General features: G+C 71.3%; 16 protein-coding genes (1 of these 16 cut by a window edge). 8 read left to right on the top strand and 8 right to left on the bottom strand.

The features are described 5' to 3' along the window. Positions 1 to 629 carry the 5' portion of a DNA-3-methyladenine glycosylase gene (locus RI578_RS30505; protein ID WP_310874074.1) on the bottom strand. 13 nt of this gene lie to the left of the window's left edge, so 629 of the gene's 642 nt are visible here — the first part of the coding sequence; its start codon is at positions 627 to 629; the stop codon falls past the left edge of the window. Positions 630 to 774: 145 nt separating this feature from the next. Here RI578_RS30505 and RI578_RS30500 point away from each other — a divergent pair, with 145 nt between their 5' ends. The 3 genes from RI578_RS30500 (at position 775) to RI578_RS30490 (ending at position 2,856) form a co-directional block, all read left to right on the top strand. After that, positions 775 to 1,557, top strand: a complete 783-nt coding sequence (locus RI578_RS30500) for a sporulation protein (protein ID WP_310874073.1) — start codon at positions 775 to 777, stop codon at positions 1,555 to 1,557. Between the two features lie 49 nt (positions 1,558 to 1,606). Further along, positions 1,607 to 2,146 carry a YbhB/YbcL family Raf kinase inhibitor-like protein gene (locus RI578_RS30495; RefSeq protein WP_310874072.1) on the top strand — a complete coding sequence of 180 codons (540 nt, stop codon included), beginning with the start codon at positions 1,607 to 1,609 and terminating at the stop codon, positions 2,144 to 2,146. A gap of 203 nt (positions 2,147 to 2,349) precedes the next feature. Then, positions 2,350 to 2,856, top strand: coding sequence for an HNH endonuclease (locus RI578_RS30490; RefSeq protein ID WP_310874071.1), 507 nt, complete (start codon positions 2,350 to 2,352; stop codon positions 2,854 to 2,856). Positions 2,857 to 2,924: 68 nt separating this feature from the next. Here RI578_RS30490 and RI578_RS30485 read toward each other — a convergent pair whose 3' ends face one another. From RI578_RS30485 to RI578_RS30475, 3 genes are all read right to left on the bottom strand, one after another. Beyond that, on the bottom strand, positions 2,925 to 3,875 hold the full coding sequence (locus tag RI578_RS30485) for an SPFH domain-containing protein (RefSeq protein WP_310874070.1): 951 nt from the start codon (positions 3,873 to 3,875) through the stop codon (positions 2,925 to 2,927). A 168-nt stretch (positions 3,876 to 4,043) separates the two neighbouring features. After that, positions 4,044 to 4,475 carry an NfeD family protein gene (locus RI578_RS30480; RefSeq protein ID WP_310874069.1) on the bottom strand — a complete coding sequence of 144 codons (432 nt, stop codon included), beginning with the start codon at positions 4,473 to 4,475 and terminating at the stop codon, positions 4,044 to 4,046. Positions 4,476 to 4,531: 56 nt separating this feature from the next. Continuing rightward, positions 4,532 to 5,329, bottom strand: a complete 798-nt coding sequence (locus tag RI578_RS30475) for an ABC transporter ATP-binding protein (RefSeq protein WP_310874068.1) — start codon at positions 5,327 to 5,329, stop codon at positions 4,532 to 4,534. Between the two features lie 152 nt (positions 5,330 to 5,481). On the opposite strand from RI578_RS30475, the gene RI578_RS30470 reads away from it, so the two are divergent. Next, on the top strand, positions 5,482 to 6,270 hold the full coding sequence (locus RI578_RS30470) for a hypothetical protein (protein ID WP_310874067.1): 789 nt from the start codon (positions 5,482 to 5,484) through the stop codon (positions 6,268 to 6,270). Positions 6,271 to 6,614: 344 nt separating this feature from the next. Here RI578_RS30470 and chpE read toward each other — a convergent pair whose 3' ends face one another. The 3 genes from chpE to RI578_RS30455 form a co-directional block, all read right to left on the bottom strand. Beyond that, positions 6,615 to 6,860, bottom strand: a complete 246-nt coding sequence (gene chpE / locus RI578_RS30465) for a chaplin ChpE (RefSeq protein WP_219188938.1) — start codon at positions 6,858 to 6,860, stop codon at positions 6,615 to 6,617. A 166-nt stretch (positions 6,861 to 7,026) separates the two neighbouring features. Then, positions 7,027 to 7,668, bottom strand: a complete 642-nt coding sequence (locus RI578_RS30460) for a response regulator transcription factor (RefSeq protein WP_210964716.1) — start codon at positions 7,666 to 7,668, stop codon at positions 7,027 to 7,029. Continuing rightward, positions 7,661 to 8,806, bottom strand: a complete 1,146-nt coding sequence (locus tag RI578_RS30455; protein ID WP_310874066.1) for a GAF domain-containing sensor histidine kinase — start codon at positions 8,804 to 8,806, stop codon at positions 7,661 to 7,663. The genes RI578_RS30460 and RI578_RS30455 overlap by 8 nt, the downstream gene beginning before the upstream one ends. 217 nt (positions 8,807 to 9,023) lie before the next feature. On the opposite strand from RI578_RS30455, the gene RI578_RS30450 reads away from it, so the two are divergent. The 3 genes from RI578_RS30450 to RI578_RS30440 all read left to right on the top strand — a co-directional run bounded on the left by RI578_RS30450 (position 9,024) and on the right by RI578_RS30440 (position 11,866). Then, positions 9,024 to 9,722, top strand: coding sequence for an SDR family NAD(P)-dependent oxidoreductase (locus RI578_RS30450; RefSeq protein ID WP_310874065.1), 699 nt, complete (start codon positions 9,024 to 9,026; stop codon positions 9,720 to 9,722). Further along, positions 9,719 to 10,762 (top strand): S-adenosylmethionine:tRNA ribosyltransferase-isomerase, encoded by a 1,044-nt coding sequence (locus RI578_RS30445; protein WP_310874064.1) that lies wholly within the window; start codon positions 9,719 to 9,721, stop codon positions 10,760 to 10,762. Before RI578_RS30450 ends, RI578_RS30445 begins: the two co-directional genes overlap by 4 nt. Before the next feature lie 387 nt (positions 10,763 to 11,149). Further along, positions 11,150 to 11,866, top strand: coding sequence for a transglycosylase SLT domain-containing protein (locus RI578_RS30440; protein ID WP_310874063.1), 717 nt, complete (start codon positions 11,150 to 11,152; stop codon positions 11,864 to 11,866). A gap of 119 nt (positions 11,867 to 11,985) precedes the next feature. Here the strand turns inward: RI578_RS30440 and RI578_RS30435 are convergent, their stop codons facing one another. After that, positions 11,986 to 14,550, bottom strand: coding sequence for an FHA domain-containing protein (locus RI578_RS30435; RefSeq protein ID WP_310874062.1), 2,565 nt, complete (start codon positions 14,548 to 14,550; stop codon positions 11,986 to 11,988). A gap of 241 nt (positions 14,551 to 14,791) precedes the next feature. Here RI578_RS30435 and RI578_RS30430 point away from each other — a divergent pair, with 241 nt between their 5' ends. Continuing rightward, positions 14,792 to 16,705 carry a streptophobe family protein gene (locus tag RI578_RS30430; RefSeq protein WP_310874061.1) on the top strand — a complete coding sequence of 638 codons (1,914 nt, stop codon included), beginning with the start codon at positions 14,792 to 14,794 and terminating at the stop codon, positions 16,703 to 16,705. Positions 16,706 to 16,773 lie beyond the last annotated feature (68 nt).

The following is a 16,773-nucleotide window of genomic DNA, read 5'->3' as shown; positions in this document are numbered from 1 at the left end:
CGGCGGGGCACATGGGCCCGATAAGGGCTGACCGTCGGGTCATCGGCGACCCAGTAACGCCAGGGATGGACGCCGCCCTCGCCGGCCACGCCGGTGCGTGGGCCGCTGCGTACCTGGTCGCGGGGCACCGGTGCGCCGGTCAGGATACGCAGGGGCGTTGCCTCGGCGGTGCAGGCGTCCGTGCCGTTCAGGGCTCGGTCCACACCCAGGGCGGTGGCGAGGCGGGCCGGGCCTTTGGCCAGTTCCTTGTCATTGCGGGCGGAGAGTCGACGGGTGCGCGCCAGCTCGGCGCCCTCGATGATCTCGCCGGCGCGGAGCAGAACGGCGCTCGCCCTGCCCTCGGGACCGCACACCAGGTTCATGCAGAACCACATGCCATAGGTGAAGTAGACATACACGTGTCCGGGGGGACCGAACATCACTTCGTTGCGGGGCGTGCGACCGCGGTAGGCGTGGGAGCCGGGGTCGTTCTGACCGTCGTAGGCCTCGACCTCTGTCAGGCGGAGGGCGATCGGACCGTCCGGGGTGTCGCGCACCAGGATGCGGCCCAGGAGGTCCGGGGCCACCTCGAGGATGGGCCGGTCGAAGAAATTTCTGGGCAGAGGCGTACGGTCGGGGCTCGCGATCATGCTGTCCGAGCGTAACGCAGCCGGGTTCGTGCGCGAGGTGGTCAGGGAGCGTCCGCCTTGCCAGGTTGTGGGGTGCGGAACCGGTCACGGCCGAATCGCGTTTGTAGGGATCAGGGGTTCACCCAAAGCCTGGAGAGGGAGAGACATGGCGTTCAAGAAGCTGCTCGCGAGCCTGGGGGCCGGCGGGGCTTCGGTCGAGACCGTGCTGAGCGAGGTCAACGTCGTTCCGGGCGGTGTCGTCCAGGGCGAGGTGCGGATCCAGGGCGGGTCCGTCGACCAGCAGATCGAGGCGCTGTCGGTCGGGCTGCAGGCCAAGGTCGAGGTGGAGAACGGCGACCAGGAGTACAAGCAGGACATCGAGTTCACGAAGAGCCGGCTCGGTGGTGCCTTCGAGCTGAAGGCGAACGCCGTACACGCCGTGCAGTTCGGGCTCGAGATTCCGTGGGAGACGCCGATCACGACGATCGACGGGCAGGCGCTGCGCGGGATGAACATCGGCGTGACCACGGAGCTGGAGATCGCGCGCGCCGTGGACTCCGGTGACCTGGACCCGATCAACGTGCACCCGCTGCCGGCGCAGAAGGCGATCCTGGACGCGTTCATCGGGCTGGGCTTCCGCTTCAAGAGCGCGGACATGGAGCGGGGCCACATCCGCGGTACGCGGCAGAAGCTGCCGTTCTACCAGGAGATCGAGTTCCTCCCGCCGCAGCAGTACCGGGGGCTGAACCAGGTCGAGCTGAGCTTCGTCGCCGACGCCCAGGCGATGGACGTCGTGCTGGAGATGGACAAGAAGCCCGGGCTGTTCAGCGAGGGCAGCGACACGTTCCGTTCCTTCAAGGTGGGGCTGAACGACTACCAGGGGACCGACTGGACGGCGTACCTCAACCAGTGGCTGTCCGAGGTAGGCAGCAAGCGGAACTGGTTCTAGGGGTTCTAGGCTCGGACCGCACTGCACCGAACGATCAGGAGGTACCGAGGTGACCGAGCTCAAGCGGCGGCCGCTCCCCCATGACTTCCACCCGCCCGTGCCGGCGTTCACGGTCACGAGTGAGGACGTCCAGGAGGGGGCGACGCTCAAGGACGCTCAGGTTCACGCGGCCGGCAACACCTCGCCGCAACTGCGGTGGGAGGGTTTCCCCGCCGAGACCAAGAGCTTCGCCGTGACGTGCTACGACCCGGACGCCCCGACGGGCAGCGGGTTCTGGCACTGGGTGGTGTTCGACATCCCGGCCTCGGTGACCGAGCTGCCGGTGGGCGCGGGCAGCGGCAAGTTCGAGGGACTGCCGGAGGGGGCCGTACAGGCGCGCAACGACTTCGGCAGCAAGGACTTCGGCGGCGCCGCGCCGCCGGCCGGGGACGGGCCGCACCGGTATGTGTTCACGGTGTACGCCGTGGACCAGGAGAAGCTGGGACCGGACGCGGAAGCCACCCCGGCGTTCGTCGGCTTCAATCTGCGGTTCCACACGATCGCGCGTGCCCAGCTGATCGGTGAGTACGAGGTGCCCGCCGAGGGCTAGTGTTCCGAGCGTTCATGGAACGTTTGCCCGCCTCTGGTCTTGGAATGGATCAGGGGCGGGCATTTTTGTTGCCGGGGGATGGCGTGGGGGAGCTTTCCCCTCGCAGGAGCAGCAGATATTGCGTTGTCCATCTCGGCGTGCCCGGCCAGAGTTGATCCCAGCCCGCCACGGGGTGGGCCGGTGCGCACGGGAGGTGGGCTGGTATGCGGGACACGCTGGTACTGAACGCGAGCTTCGAGCCGTTGTCGACGGTGACGCTTAATCGAGCCGTCGTTCTGGTGCTCCAGGACAAGGCCGTCGTCGAACAGGCCCACCCCGGACTGCGCATGCGCGGAGCCGCGCTCGACATACCGGCGCCCCGGGTGATCAGGCTGTGCCAATACGTACGGGTGCCCTTCCGAAGACGCGCTCCGTGGTCGAGGCGGGGCGTGCTGGTCCGGGACCGGCACCGGTGCGCGTACTGCGGGCGGCGGGGGACGACCGTCGACCACGTGGTGCCGCGGTCGCTCGGCGGGCAGGACACATGGTTGAACACGGTGGCCTCGTGTGCCGAGGACAATCACCGGAAGGCGAACCGGACGCCCGAGCAGGCGGGTATGCCGCTGCTGCGGGAGCCGTTCGAGCCGACGCCTGCCGACGCGATGCTTCTCGCCTTGGGTCAGGACGACTTCGACGCTCTGCCGGAGTGGCTCGCCCAGCCGGCCGCGTGACCCACTACGTCGATGGGGGCGTACCTCTGGTGAGAGGTACGCCCCCATCGACGTAGTGGGTACTGGCGTCAGTCGATGGACGGCTTCTCGCGCCGCTCCTGGGCCGGGACGTTCGCGCCGTCTCCGCTGCCCGAACCGCCGCCCATACCGCCGAAGTTGCCCATGGCGCCGGACAGGCCCTTGAGGGCGTCGCCGATCTCGCTGGGGACGATCCAGAGCTTGTTGGCGTCGCCCTCGGCGATCTTCGGGAGCATCTGGAGGTACTGGTAGGAGAGCAGCTTCTGGTCCGGGTCGCCGGCGTGGATGGCCTCGAAGACCGTGCGGACGGCCTGGGCCTCGCCCTCGGCGCGCAGGGCGGCGGCCTTGGCCTCACCTTCGGCGCGCAGGATCTGGGACTGCTTCTCGCCCTCGGCGCGCAGGATCTCGGACTGCCGGACACCCTCGGCCTGGAGGATCGCGGCGCGCTTGTCGCGGTCGGCGCGCATCTGCTTCTCCATCGAGTCCTGGATGGAGGTGGGCGGTTCGATGGCCTTGAGTTCCACGCGGTTGACGCGGATGCCCCACTTGCCGGTGGCCTCGTCGAGGACGCCGCGAAGGGCCGCGTTGATCTCCTCGCGGGAGGTGAGGGTCCGTTCCAGATCCATGCCGCCGATGATGTTGCGGAGTGTGGTGACGGTCAGCTGCTCGATGGCCTGGATGTAGCTGGCGACCTCGTACGTCGCGGCGCGGGCGTCGGTCACCTGGTAGTAGATGACCGTGTCGATGTTGACGACCAGGTTGTCCTGGGTGATGACCGGCTGCGGCGGGAAGGGGACGACCTGTTCGCGCAGGTCGATGCGGTTGCGGATGGTGTCGATGAACGGGACGACGATGTTGAGGCCCGCGTTCAGTGTCCGCGTGTAGCGGCCGAAGCGCTCGACGATGGCGGCGCTGGCCTGTGGGATGACCTGGATGGTCTTGATCAGGGCGATGAAGACCAACACCACCAGGATGATCAAGACGATGATGACCGGTTCCATCGTGGTTGTCCGTCCCCTTCTCCGCCTCGGCGCTCTGGCAGATCCTATTGGCCCCGACTGGCGACCCTGACTACTGCTGATCTTACGGCTGTTGAGGATCTTGCTGGTCGAGTCTGACAGACCGTCGTGTACCGCGGAGGGTGTTCGGTCCAGTTGTGTCCGGTGAGGTCACATGATGATCGCCGTGGCCCCATCGATATCCACGACGTCGACTTCCTCGCCCGTCTCGAAGGTCCGCCCGGTGTCGAGTGCGCGTGCCGACCAGACCTCCCCGGCGAGCTTGATCCGGCCGCCGGAGCCGTCGACCCGTTCCAGTACGACGGCCTGTCTGCCCTTCAGGGCGTCCACGCCCGTGGCCAGTTGGGGCCGTTGGGAGCGGTGCCGGGCGGCGATGGGCCGTACGACGGCGATGAGGGCGACCGAGACGATGACGAAGACGAGTACCTGGACGACGACGTCCGCGCCGAACCCGGATGCGACGGCGGCGGCGACGGCGCCGACGGCGAGCATCCCGAACTCCGGCATCGCGGTCACGACGAGCGGGATTCCGAGCGCTGCCGCGGCGACGAGCCACCACACCCATGCGTCGATGTCGTTCACATGGTCATGGTAGGTCCGGGTGACGTGCCGGGGACAGGGCGCACGGGGGGGGCGGGTCAGGACAGGGGGAGCCCCTGTGCGGTCCAGCGGTCGCCGACCTGCTCGACGACGAGCGGGAGTCCGAAGCAGAGGGAGAGGTTGCGGGAGGTCAGTTCGAGCTCCAGCGGGCCCGCGGCCATGATCTTGCCCTGACGGATCATCAGGACGTGGGTGAAGCCCGGGGCGATTTCCTCGACGTGGTGGGTGACCATGATCATCGAGGGGGCGATCGGGTCGCGGGCGAGGCGGCCGAGGCGGCGCACGAGGTCCTCGCGGCCGCCGAGGTCGAGGCCGGCGGCCGGCTCGTCCAGGAGCAGCAGCTCGGGGTCGGTCATCAGGGCGCGGGCGATCAGCGTGCGCTTGCGCTCGCCCTCGGAGAGGGTGCCGAACTTCCGTTCCAGGTACTCGGTCATGCCCAGGCGGTCGAGGAAGGCGCGGGCGCGCTGCTCGTCGATGTCCTCGTACTCCTCCTGCCAGCCGGCGGTCATGCCGTAGGCGGCGGTCAGTACGGTCTGCAGGACGGTCTGGCCCTTGGGCAGCTTGTCGGCCATGGCGATGCCGGCCATGCCGATGCGCGGGCGCAGTTCGAAGACGTCCGTACCGGGCTTGCCGAGGGTCTCGCCGAGGATGGTGGCGGTGCCGTTGCTGGGGTAGAGGTAGCTGGACGCGACATTGAGGAGGGTGGTCTTGCCGGCGCCGTTGGGGCCCAGGATGACCCAGCGCTCACCCTCCTTCACCGACCAGGAGACCTGGTCCACCAGAGCCCGGCCCTCGCGGACCACGGATACGTCCTGAAGCTCCAGAACATCGCTCATGAGCGCGTTGTCTCCCCTTGCATTGTGGCCGGTCTCGGCTGTCGCGTACGCCTCTGGCTCGGGCCGCCGCGCCGGTGGGCGCAGGCCCTCCAGGAAATCTACGCCACCGGTCGGCCTCACCGTTCCATCGGTCCGGTCCTTAGGGTGGGGGCATGCTCTCGGAACCACGCGCAGGGCGCCTTGCCGCCTGGGGAAATGCCCTTATTGCCGGAATGGTCTCGCCGGACGACGCCGCGGTCGCGATCGTCGGCGACGACGCGGTGCACCGGGTGGAGGGGCTGCCGGACGAATCGGCGCCGGTCGGTCTCACGCTGGCGCTGGGGCGGCTGCGGGCGCTCGGGGCGACCGGGCTGCGGGTCGCGCTGCCCGCGCCGGGGCATCCGCTGGGGCTGAGCGGGCCGCCGGAGTTCAACGCGCGGGCGCTGGAGGCCGAGGAGGCGGTGATCTGTCACGGTGCCGCGCTCGGGCTGGTGCCGGAGGTGTACGAGGCCGGGCCCGAGGGTGACGTGCATGTCGAGGTCGTCTGGCACTGCCTGCCGGTGCGGGAGGCTCCGCCGGCGGATGTGCCCTCGCTCGGGGAGGCGGAGCGGGAGCTGGCGGAGGCGCTGCGGGACGCGACGGAGGTGCTGACGCGGCTGGATGTGGCCGGGTCGGGGCCGGTGGCGGAGGCGGCGGTCGCGGCGTACCGGGCGCGGGCGCAGCGGGGGCGGGAGGTTCTTGCGCCGGGGTATCCGCCGCGGGCGGTGCGGGTGCTGGAGTTGGCGCAGCGGGTGGGGGCGTTGGTGTCGCTGGCGGGTGAGAACGGGCACGGGGGTGCGGTGAGCGCGTCCGAGATGGTGGCTCGGGGGGAGGCGTTGCGGCCGGTGGAGCGGACGGCTCGGCGGGCGCAGGTGGCGGCGTACAACTCCGTTGTGGAGGAGCGGGAGCGGGGGATGCGGTGACGTCCCTTGGTTGTGCGGGGGCGTTTGTTGGTTGTGCGGGGGTGTCGCTCGGGGTGCGGTGACGTCTGTCGGCGGGGGCGCCCGGCGTTGGAGTGGGCCGGGGGTGGGGTGCGCGGCCCGGCGCCGACGGGGTGCCGCTGCGCCCACCCGTGCCGCCCCAGCGGCACGACTGCCCGCAGCGGGGGGCGGCGGGGCAGCGCTGCCCGCGGCTGGGGGGGGCGGGGCAGGGCTGCCCGCGGCTGGGGGGGGGCGGGGCAGGGCTGCCCGTGGCTGGGTGGGGGGCGCGGAATGCGACCGGCCTCCCGGGTGGGCCCGGGAGGCCGTGGTTGGCTTGGTGGCCTGGGTCAGTGGTTGACGCCGAGGTTGCCGAAGGCCGGGTTCAGGACGCCGATGACGTTGACGCTGTTGCCGACAGCGTTCACCGGGATGTGGATCGGCGCCTGGACGACGTTGCCGGAGGCGACACCCGGGGAGCCGATGGCCTCGCCGTGGGCGACCGAGCCGTCGGTGGCGGAGGCCATGCCCGCGCCGGCGGCGATCAGCCCGCCGGCCACCATCGTCACGGCCGCTGCCTTCTTCAGGTTCTTCACTTACAAGCCCTCCTTGCGATTGCCACGGCAGTCGCCGCAGCACGCACTGGAGAACGGCCGGGCGCCGGAGAGGATGCGCCATTCGGGGGACATTCCCACGACGGTATGAATCTCCGACCGGAGGGGAACCCTCCGAGTTGCCGCCGCGTACGGGGTCAGCCGGTGGTCAGCCGGTCACACCGTGGCGCACGGCCCACAGTGCGGCCTGGGTGCGGTCCGCCAGATCGAGTTTCATCAGGATGTTCGAGACGTGGGTCTTCACCGTCTTCTCGGAGAGGACGAGGGCGCGCGCGATCTCCCGGTTGGAGCGGCCGTCCGCTATCAGGCCCAGCACCTCGCGCTCCCGCTCCGTGAGGGCACCCGCTCTGCCCTGCCCGGAGTTGTTCTCCTCCTGGGACAGCAGGGCGCCCGCGACCTCGGGCTGGAGCAGGATGTGGCCGGCGTGGACGGAGCGGATGGCGCCCGCCAGCGCGTCGGGGTCGACGTCCTTGTAGACGTAACCGGCCGCGCCCGCCCGCAGGGCCGGGACGACGGTGCGCTGCTCGGTGAAGCTGGTGACGACCAGCACGCGCGCGCGGTTGTCCAGCTCGCGGAGTCTGCGCAGCGCGTCGACGCCGTCCATGCCCGGCATCTTGACGTCCATGAGGATCACGTCGGGTTTCAGTTCCTCGGCGCGGTCGACGCCCTCGGCTCCGTCGGCGGCCTCGCCCACCACCTCGATGTCGTCCTGCACCTCCAGGAAGGTGCGCAGGCCCCGGCGGACCACCTGGTGGTCGTCGACGAGCAGCACCTTGATTGCGTCAGCCACCGGGGGCCTCCATCTCGATCGTGGTGCCCTTGCCGGGCGCCGATTCCACGGTCAGCCTGCCGCCGGCGCCGCTCGCCCGGTCCCGCATCGAGACCAGGCCGAGGTGGCGTCCCGCGCGGCGCACCGTGCGCGTGTCGAAGCCGCTGCCGTCGTCGGTGACCCGCAGCACGGCTCCGGCGCCGCGCCGGTGCAGTGTCACGTCGACGTGCTCCGCCCCGGAGTGGCGCAGGGCGTTGTGCAGTGCCTCCTGGGCGACGCGCAGCATCGCCTCCTCCTGGGCGGCGGGCAGGGCCTTGACCCCGTGGCCGGTGAAGGTCACGCGCGCGGTGTGGGCGCGGTCCAGGACGTGGATCTGGGTGCGGAGGGTGGCGACGAGGCCGTCCTCGTCCAGGGCGGCGGGGCGCAGCTCGACGACGGCGGCGCGCAGTTCGTCGGCGGCCTCCGCGGCGAGCGCGGCGACCTGCTGCAGTTCGCCCTTGGCGCGCGCGGGGTCGCGGTCGACGAGGGTGGCCGCGGCCTGGGCGGTCAGGCGCAGCGAGAACAGCTTCTGGCTGACCGCGTCGTGCAGTTCGTGGGCGAGGCGGGAGCGCTCCTCGGCGATGGTCAGCTCGCGGCTGCGTTCGTAGAGGCGGGCGTTGGTGAGGGCGATGGCGGCGTGCTGGGCGAGGATGCCCAGCAGTTCCTCGTCGTCCGCGGTGAAGCCGCAGCCGCCTTCGGGCTTGGCGCAGTTCTTGTTGGCCAGGAACAGTGCGCCGATGACCTCGTCGCCGTCGCGGATCGGCAGCCCCAGGAAGTCGACCAGGTCGGGGTGGGCCGACGGCCAGCCCTCGAAGCGGGGGTCCTCGCGGACGTCGCCGAGGCGCTGGGGTGTGGCCTCGTGCAGCATCGCGGCGAGGATGCCGTGCTGGCGCGGGAGGGGGCCGATGGCCTTCCACTGCTCGTCGCTGACGCCGTCGACGACGAACTGGGCGAAGCCGCCGTGGTCGTCGGGGACGCCGAGGGCGGCGTACTGCGCGTCGAGCAGCTCGCGGGCCGAGGCGACGATCGTCTTGAGGACGTCGCGCACCTCGAGATGCCTGCTCATGGCCAGCAGCGCGGAACTGACCGCGGCGAGGCCGGACCGGGGGCCGTGACTCATGTCCTCACGGTACCGGCGGGGTGTGACGGCGGGATCGGCCTGTGGACGCCGTCGCCTAGGGCGGTGGGCCTAGGTCCCGGGTCCCGCCCGCCGGTCCTAGGGCGAAGGGCCCCGCACGGTTGCGGCCCGTGCCCGAGGCGGCCGGTGCGGCGCGGTTCCTACGTTGAGGACCACGCCGGCCCGATCAGAGGGCGTGGACGACGAGGGGACGTGTGTCATGCCGGTTGCGATCATCACGGGAGCTTCGAAGGGACTGGGCCGGGCACTGGCCGGGGCTTTGGCGGCGCGGGGCTGGGACCTGGTGCTGGATGCCAGGACGCCGGCGGTGCTCAAGGAGACCGCGGCGGCGCTGGAGGCGTACGGAACGCGCGTGACGGCCCTGCCCGGGGATGTCACCGACGCCGGGCACCGGGCCGGGCTGGTCGCGGCGGCCCGGCGGCTGGGCGGGGTGGATCTGCTGGTCAGCAACGCGAGCGCGCTGGGCGCGGAGCCGCTGGTGCGGCTGGAGGAGCTGCCGCCGGCCGGGCTGCGGCGGGCCCTGGAAGTGAACGTCGTGGCCGCGCTGGGCCTGATCCAGGAGGCGCTGCCGTTGCTGCGCGCGGCCCCGGCGGGCGCGGTGCTGACGGTCAGCTCGGACGCCGCGGCGGAGGCGTACGAGACGTGGGGCGGCTACGGGGCGTCCAAGGCGGCCCTGGACCAGCTGGCGGCGGTGCTGGGCGCCGAGGAGCCGGGGCTGCGGGTCTGGGCGGTCGATCCCGGGGACATGGCCACCGACCTGTACGCGGCGGCCGTACCGGACGACGACGATCCGCGGCCCGATCCGGTGGATGTCGTCCCGGCGCTGCTCAGGTTGCTGGACGAGCGGCCGGCCAGCGGTCGCTACGGTGCTCCGGCGCTGCTGGAGGGACCGCGATGACGCTGGCGCTGCGCGTTCCGGAGGAGCTGTCGGCGCGGCTACCCGCCGAACAGCGGGGGCCCGGGCTGGACCGGGACGGCGTACGGCTGCTGGTGTCGCGTGGCACCGAGGTGTCGCATCACGGCTTCCGGGAGCTGCCGGGGCTGCTGCGGGCCGGTGATCTGCTCGTCGTCAACACGTCGGCGACGCTGGCCGCGGCCGTCGACGGGCGGGTCGGGGACGCGCCCGTGGTGGTGCACTTCTCCACGCGCGGGGACGACGGCCGGTGGGTGGTGGAGCTGCGGGAGCCCGACGGAAGGGGCACCACGCGCGCGCGTGCGGGCGGGCCGGAGGGGACGGAGGTGCGGCTCCCCGGCGGTGCGCGGCTCGTGCTGGAGGAGCCGTCGAGTGCGCGCGGGGAGCGGTTGTGGTGGGCTCGGGTGTCTGGGGCGGAGGTGCCCGTGGTGCTGCGGGAGTACGGACGGCCCATTCGTTACTCCTATACGGAGCGGGATCAGCCGTTGTCCGTGTACCAGACCGTTTTCGCGCTCCCGTCCGCGGACGGGACGGGCAGCGCGGAGATGCCGAGCGCGGCCCGGCCCTTCACGGCGCGGCTGGTGGCGGAGCTGGTGAGCCGGGGGGTGCAGTTCGCGCCGGTGACGCTGCACACGGGGGTGGCTTCGGCGGAGTCGCACGAGCCGCCGTATCCGGAGCGGTTCTCCGTGCCGGAGGCGTCGGCACGGCTGATCAACGCCGCCCGGGCCGGTGACGGACGGGTGGTGGCCGTGGGGACGACGGCCGTGCGGGCGGTCGAGTCGGCGGCCGGCGCCGACGGGGTCGTACGGGCCCGGGCGGGGTGGACCGATCTGGTCGTGACTCCGGAGCGCGGGGTGCGGGTGGTCGACGGGCTGCTGACGGGGCTGCACGAGCCCGAGGCCTCGCATCTGCTGATGCTGGAGGCGGTGGCGGGGCGGGCGGCGATCGACCGCGGGTACGAGGCGGCGGTGCTCGGTCGCTACCTGTGGCACGAGTTCGGGGACGTCCACCTCCTCCTGCCGTAGGAGCTGCCGTGGGAGCTGCCGTGGGACTGCCGTGGGAGGGGGTGCGCAGGCCCTCACACACTGCATTGCTTCAGCAACCAACTGTGAGAACGGCGGGGGGCGCGTGTGAGCCCGCGCATAGGGCGCACGTCACGTACGAAGGGGAGTAGGAGAACGACTCGTCCGTTTTGAGCGGGGCGGATGGTCCAATCTGCCCCGCTTTACCCTTCCCTGATCCACTATCTCGGATCGTACGTCACACCTTTGCCTCCGAATTTTGCGGCCGCTAAGAATTGCTCTCGTCGCTCAACGCCGTGGGTTGTCGCCCCGCGGCGTTTGTGCCGGAAGCATCCCTGTCCCCACCGGACGAGAGCGACCTCCGCGCTATTCGAAGAGGTCTATCCCGCCATGCCCAAGAACATCTTCACCCGTGGTCATAGTCGTCCCCTGAACCGCACCCATAAGCTCGCGATAGCCGGTGTCGGCACGCTCGGCGCCGCCGCCGTCGCGCTCACCGCGGTGCCGGCCAGCGGTCAGACGACCACGAGCGAGGCTGCCGCTCCGAAGGCCAAGGTGGCGTACAGCACCGAGCAGATCCAGGACGTGCACGCCGGCGTCACCGGCCAGCTCGCCGGTGCCAGCCAGAAGGTCGCCTCCATCGAGGCGAAGAAGGAGGCGACCGCCAAGGCCGCCGCCAAGAAGAAGGCCGCTGCCGAGAAGGCCGCGGAGAAGCGCGAGGCCAAGGAGACCGCCAGCCGGTCCGCCAAGCGCGCCGAGGTCAAGAAGGCCTCGACGAAGAGCTACTCCGACAACCTCGACGGCTGGATCCGCGAGGCCCGGGACATCATGAAGAAGCACGGCATCCCGGGTAGCTACGAGGGCATCCACCGCAACATCATGCGGGAGTCCTCCGGCAACCCGAAGGCCATCAACGACTGGGACATCAACGCCATCAACGGCATCCCGTCCAAGGGCCTGCTCCAGGTGATCCCGCCGACGTTCGAGGCCTACCACGTGCCCGGCACCTCCAAGAACATCTACGACCCGGTCGCCAACATCGTCGCCGCGTGCAACTACGCCGCGGACAAGTACGGCACCATGGACAACGTCGACAGCGCGTACTGAGGTCGGCGCGGACCTCTTCACGACGTCGCCGACGCCGATCCGAACGCCGAAGGGCGGCACCCTCCTGACGGGGTGCCGCCCTTCGGGGCGTCGAGGCCGCGGCTACTCGCGGCCGCGGGCTACTTGCGCATGACCTCGGGCTCGTGGCGGCGCAGGAAGCGTGCCACGAAGAAGCCGCAGATCACGCCGAGGACGATCAGCGCGGCCATGTTCAGACCCCAGGCGCCGACGGTGTGCTCCCACAGCGGATCCGCCTCGGCACCCTGCTCGGGCGGGCTGATCCGGTTGAAGTCCAGCGTGGATCCGGCCGCGGCGACCGCCCAGCGCGACGGCATCAGGTACGAGAACTGGTTGACGCCGACCGCGCCGTTCAGGGCGAAGAGGCAGCCGGTGAAGACGACCTGGATGATCGCGAACATGACCAGCAGCGGCATGGTCTTCTCGGCGGTCTTCACCAGCGAGGAGATGATCAGGCCGAACATCATCGAGGTGAAGCCCAGCGCCATGATCGGCAGGGACAGCTCGAGAAGCGTCAGCCCCCCGAGGACGAGCCCCTCCTCCGGGATCTCCCGGGTGGCGAAGCCGATGACGCCGACCAGCAGTCCCTGCAGCACCGTGATCACGCCGAGCACGAAGACCTTGGACATCAGGTACGCGGAGCGTGACAGGCCGGTCGCCCGCTCCCGCTCGTAGATGACCCGTTCCTTGATCAGCTCACGGACGGAGTTCGCGGCGCCGGCGAAGCAGGCGCCGACCGCGAGGATCAGCAGGACCGTGGTGGCGGTGCCGTTGGGAATGATCCGGCCGGTCTGCGGGTTGGCGGGATTGGGCAGCAGGCCCTTGTCGGCGTCGATGAGCAGGCTCACCGCGCCGAGTACGGCCGGCAGGATCACCATCAGGGCGAGGAAGCCCTTGTCCGAGACGATCACCGAGGTGTAGCGCCGCACCAGCGTGACGAACTGGGACATCCAGCCCTGCGGCTTCGGCGGCTTCATCGCCTGCATCGCCGGTACCTGTACGGACTGCGGCGCGACGGCGTCGATGTCCGCGGCGTACATCTGGTAGTGCTGAGAACCCTTCCAGCGGCCCGCCCAGTCGTAGTCGCGGTAGTTCTCGAAGGCGGAGAAGACGTCGGCCCAGGTGTCGTAGCCGAAGAAGTTCAGCGCCTCCTCGGGCGGGCCGAAGTAGGCCACCGAGCCGCCCGGCGCCATCACCAGCAGCTTGTCGCAGATCGCCAGCTCGGCCACCGAGTGGGTGACGACGAGGACGGTGCGGCCGTCGTCGGCGAGGCCGCGCAGCAGCTGCATGACGTCGCGGTCCATGCCCGGGTCGAGGCCGGAGGTCGGCTCGTCCAGGAAGATCAGCGACGGCTTGGTGAGCAGTTCCAGGGCCACGGAGACACGCTTGCGCTGGCCGCCGGACAGGGACGTGACCTTCTTGTCCTTGTGGATGTCCAGCTTCAGCTCGCGCAGCACCTCGTCGATGCGGGCGTCGCGCTCGGCGGCCGTGGTGTCGGCCGGGAAGCGGAGCTTGGCCGCGTACTTGAGGGCCTTCTTGACGGTCAGCTCCTTGTGCAGGATGTCGTCCTGCGGGACCAGACCGATGCGCTGACGCAGCTCGGCGAACTGCTTGTACAGGTTCCGGTTGTCGTACAGGACCTCGCCCTGGTCGGCGGGCCGGTAGCCGGTGAGCGCCTTGAGCAGGGTCGACTTGCCGGAGCCGGACGGGCCGATGACCGCGATCAGCGACTTCTCGGGGACGCCGAAGGAGACGTCCTTGAGGATCTGCTTGCCGCCGTCGACCGTGACGGTCAGGTGCCGGGCGGAGAAGGACACCTCACCGGTGTCGACGAACTCCTCGAGCCGGTCGCCGACGATGCGGAACGTCGAGTGGCCGACGCCCACGATGTCGGTCGGGCCGAGCAGCTGGGAGCCGCCCTTGGCGATCGGCAGACCGTTGACGTACGTGCCGTTGTGCGAGCCCAGGTCACGGATCTCCATGCGCCCGTCGGGCGTCGCGTGGAACTCCGCGTGGTTGCGCGAGACCTGCAGGTCGGAGACGACCAGTTCGTTCTCCAGGGCACGGCCGATGCGCATCACGCGGCCGAGCGAGAACTGGTGGAACGTGGTCGGACTGCGGTCGCCGTAGACCGGCGGCGCCCCCGCCGCGCCGCCGGGCCCCTGCTGCTGGGGGAAGTGCGGCGCGGCCTGCTGCGGCTGCGGCGCGTGCTGCTGCTGCTGCCAGCCGGCCTGCTGCTGGCCGTGCTGCTGGGCCTGGTGCGGCGGGGCCTGCTGCTGCGGCTCCTGCGCCGGTGCCTGCTGGGCCCAGCCGGCGTTCGCACCCTGCGCGGCGTACGGCTGCTGCTGGGCCTGCGGCGTGCCGACGGCGCCCTGGGCGCCGGTCAGGCTCACGCGCGGTCCGTCGGTCGCGTTGCCAAGGTTCAGCACCGTGCCGGCGCCGAGCTCCACCTGCTGGATCCGCTGCCCGTGCACGAACGTGCCGTTGGTGCTGCCGTGATCATCGACGACCCAACTGCGGCCGTTGAAACTGATCGTGGCATGCCGCCAGGAGACCCTGGCGTCGTCGAAGACAAGCTCCCCCTGCGGATCGCGTCCGAGCGCATATGACCGGGACGGGTCAAGCGTCCAGGTCTGTCCATTGGATTCCAGTACGAGTTCCGGCACTCCATGCCCCACTGAGTTGTCCCCCGATGTGCTCCCGTCGCGGGGAGTCTAGGGATGTCGAACATCGGGGGGAACTATTTCAGGCTCGGCCCCCTGACCGAAAGTCGGGCCTTGTGAAGACTGCGTAGGCACCCTCCCGGCCGTTCCCGTTGACGGGGTTGAAACCTGCCCGGAGAGTGGTATTCCACGCGAGGGGGACATGCGCGGCAACTCCGCCGCGCAGCGGATCGGGGGGTCTGCCATGAGCGCGTCCACAAGCGTCGGCACCGACGGGTACGGCAGCAAGGTGCCCTGGGGAGACGTTCTGCTGTCCGCGATCGCCGCCGTGAGCTGGGCGTTGATCGGTATGGCGGGAACGGCGGCGCTGGGTCTGCGTCTGCTCGACGCGGACGCTGCGGGCTCGCTCGGTCCGATGACCGCGGCGGTCGTGGCGCTCGGTGCGGGCGGTTCGGTCACACCGGCCGGAGATGTGTCCGCGTTCGGACTGGAAGGGGCCCAGGCGCAGACGGCCATCGAGATCACGCCACTGGGTGTCGGTCTGGTCGGTGCGCTGCTGCTGGCGTTCTTCTTCCTACGGTCCCTGCGGGCGGCCGGAGTTGTGGTCGCGCCCGCCGAACTCCTCGCGCGCGCGGGTGCGGTGATCGCCCTTTTCGTGGCGATGACGGGCGGACTGGCCTGGGCGGGGCACGATGTCGTCACGATCGACGGCGGCTCGCTCGGGCTGGACGACCTGCCCGGCGGCGGTGGTGGCGGTATCGAGATTCCGGGGCTCGGTGACGTGGGTGACATCGGCGGGCTGCTGCCCGACCGGATCGGTGACCTCGTCGACGCCGAGGCGGCCGTCGGCTTCACCGTCGACACCGCGCCGACGCTGCTCGGCGGGCTGATCTGGTCCGCCGGGGTTCTGCTGATCGCGCTGCTGGCCTCGCGTCGCACTCCCCTGCCGCGCGGGGTCGAGGCCGTGCACCGGGTGGTGCGGCCGGCGGTGTCGGCCATCGTCACGGTGGCGCTCATCGCGGTGGCGGCCGGTTTCGCGGCGGCGGCCTACGCGGCGATCGGCGACGACCACCCCCGGCGGATCGCCGGTGCCGCGCTGCTGGGCGCGCCCAACGGGGTCTGGCTCGGTGTTCCGGTCGGCCTGTTCGTGCCGTGGGACGGACGGGCCACGGGCGAGCTGGTCGGGGTACTCCCCGCTCCGCTGGACGAGCTGCTCGGCGCCGGCGCCGAGGAACCGGTCACGCTCGGGCGACTGGCGGAACTGGACGGACGGGTGTGGCTGCTGGGGGTGGCGGCGGCGCTGATGATGCTGCTGGCCGGTGTGCTGACGGCGGTACGGACACCGGTGACGCGGGGTGACGCGCGCCCCCTCGCTTTCGCCGGGCGGTGTGCTCTGCGACTGGGCGTCGCCACCGCGCTCGCGCTGCCGCTGCCGGCCTGGCTGACGGAGGTGTCCGTGAACGCCTCGCTGTCCGTGCTCGGCGTCGACGCGTTCGGCGCGGGCATCACCCTGCGTGGACACCTCGGCACGGCGCTGCTGCTGGGTGCCGTGTGGGGCGCGGGGGCGGGAGCCGCCGGGGCGCTGCTGGCACGGGCGAGCGGGGCGGCCGGGGCGCGAGCGACGCCCTTGGCACGGGGTGCCGGGACGGCTGGGGCGGAGGCCGCGGCCGGGGGTGGCGGAACCGCGGGCGACACGACGTACTCAGGGCCGCCGTCGGGGCCGTACTGGCCGGGCGCGCCGCAGCGGCCGCCCGACCCCGGCGCCAATCCGTACCTGCGGCTGCGGGAGGGGGCGGGAGAACCCGAGGACGCGCCGCCGGCGGGGCCGCCCACCCCGCCTCCGCCCGCTGCGGGGCGGACGCCGGCGAGCGGACGGCCCGACCCCGGAGCCCGGCCGCACGGCGGTCCGGGGCATCCGGGGCAGGGGCGCGAGGAGGTGGGTCGGCGACCCGAAGGCGCGGGGCAGGAGCCCGACGGCGACGAGCGGCACGGCGGCGACGATGTGTACGGCGCCCCTACGGTGGCCGGGCCGCTGGGGCCGCCGCCGCGACGGCCTCCGAGGCCCGGGGGCCGGCCACGGTCCCGGTGGGGCGAAGGCCCGCCACCGCCGCCTCCCCCGCCTCCGGCGCCGCCGCGGGACCCCGGGGACGGCCGGTGAAGCGTTCGGCCCCGGGCCGGAAGCCCCCTGCCGTCACCTCCACGGAACCCCGGCACGGCCGATGAAGC

The organism is Streptomyces sp. BB1-1-1, assembly GCF_031597775.1.
GTDB classification, from domain to species: domain Bacteria; phylum Actinomycetota; class Actinomycetes; order Streptomycetales; family Streptomycetaceae; genus Streptomyces; species Streptomyces thinghirensis.
The sequence above is the reverse complement of the archived record's forward strand: the minus strand, read 5'-3'. Positions and strand labels throughout refer to the sequence as shown.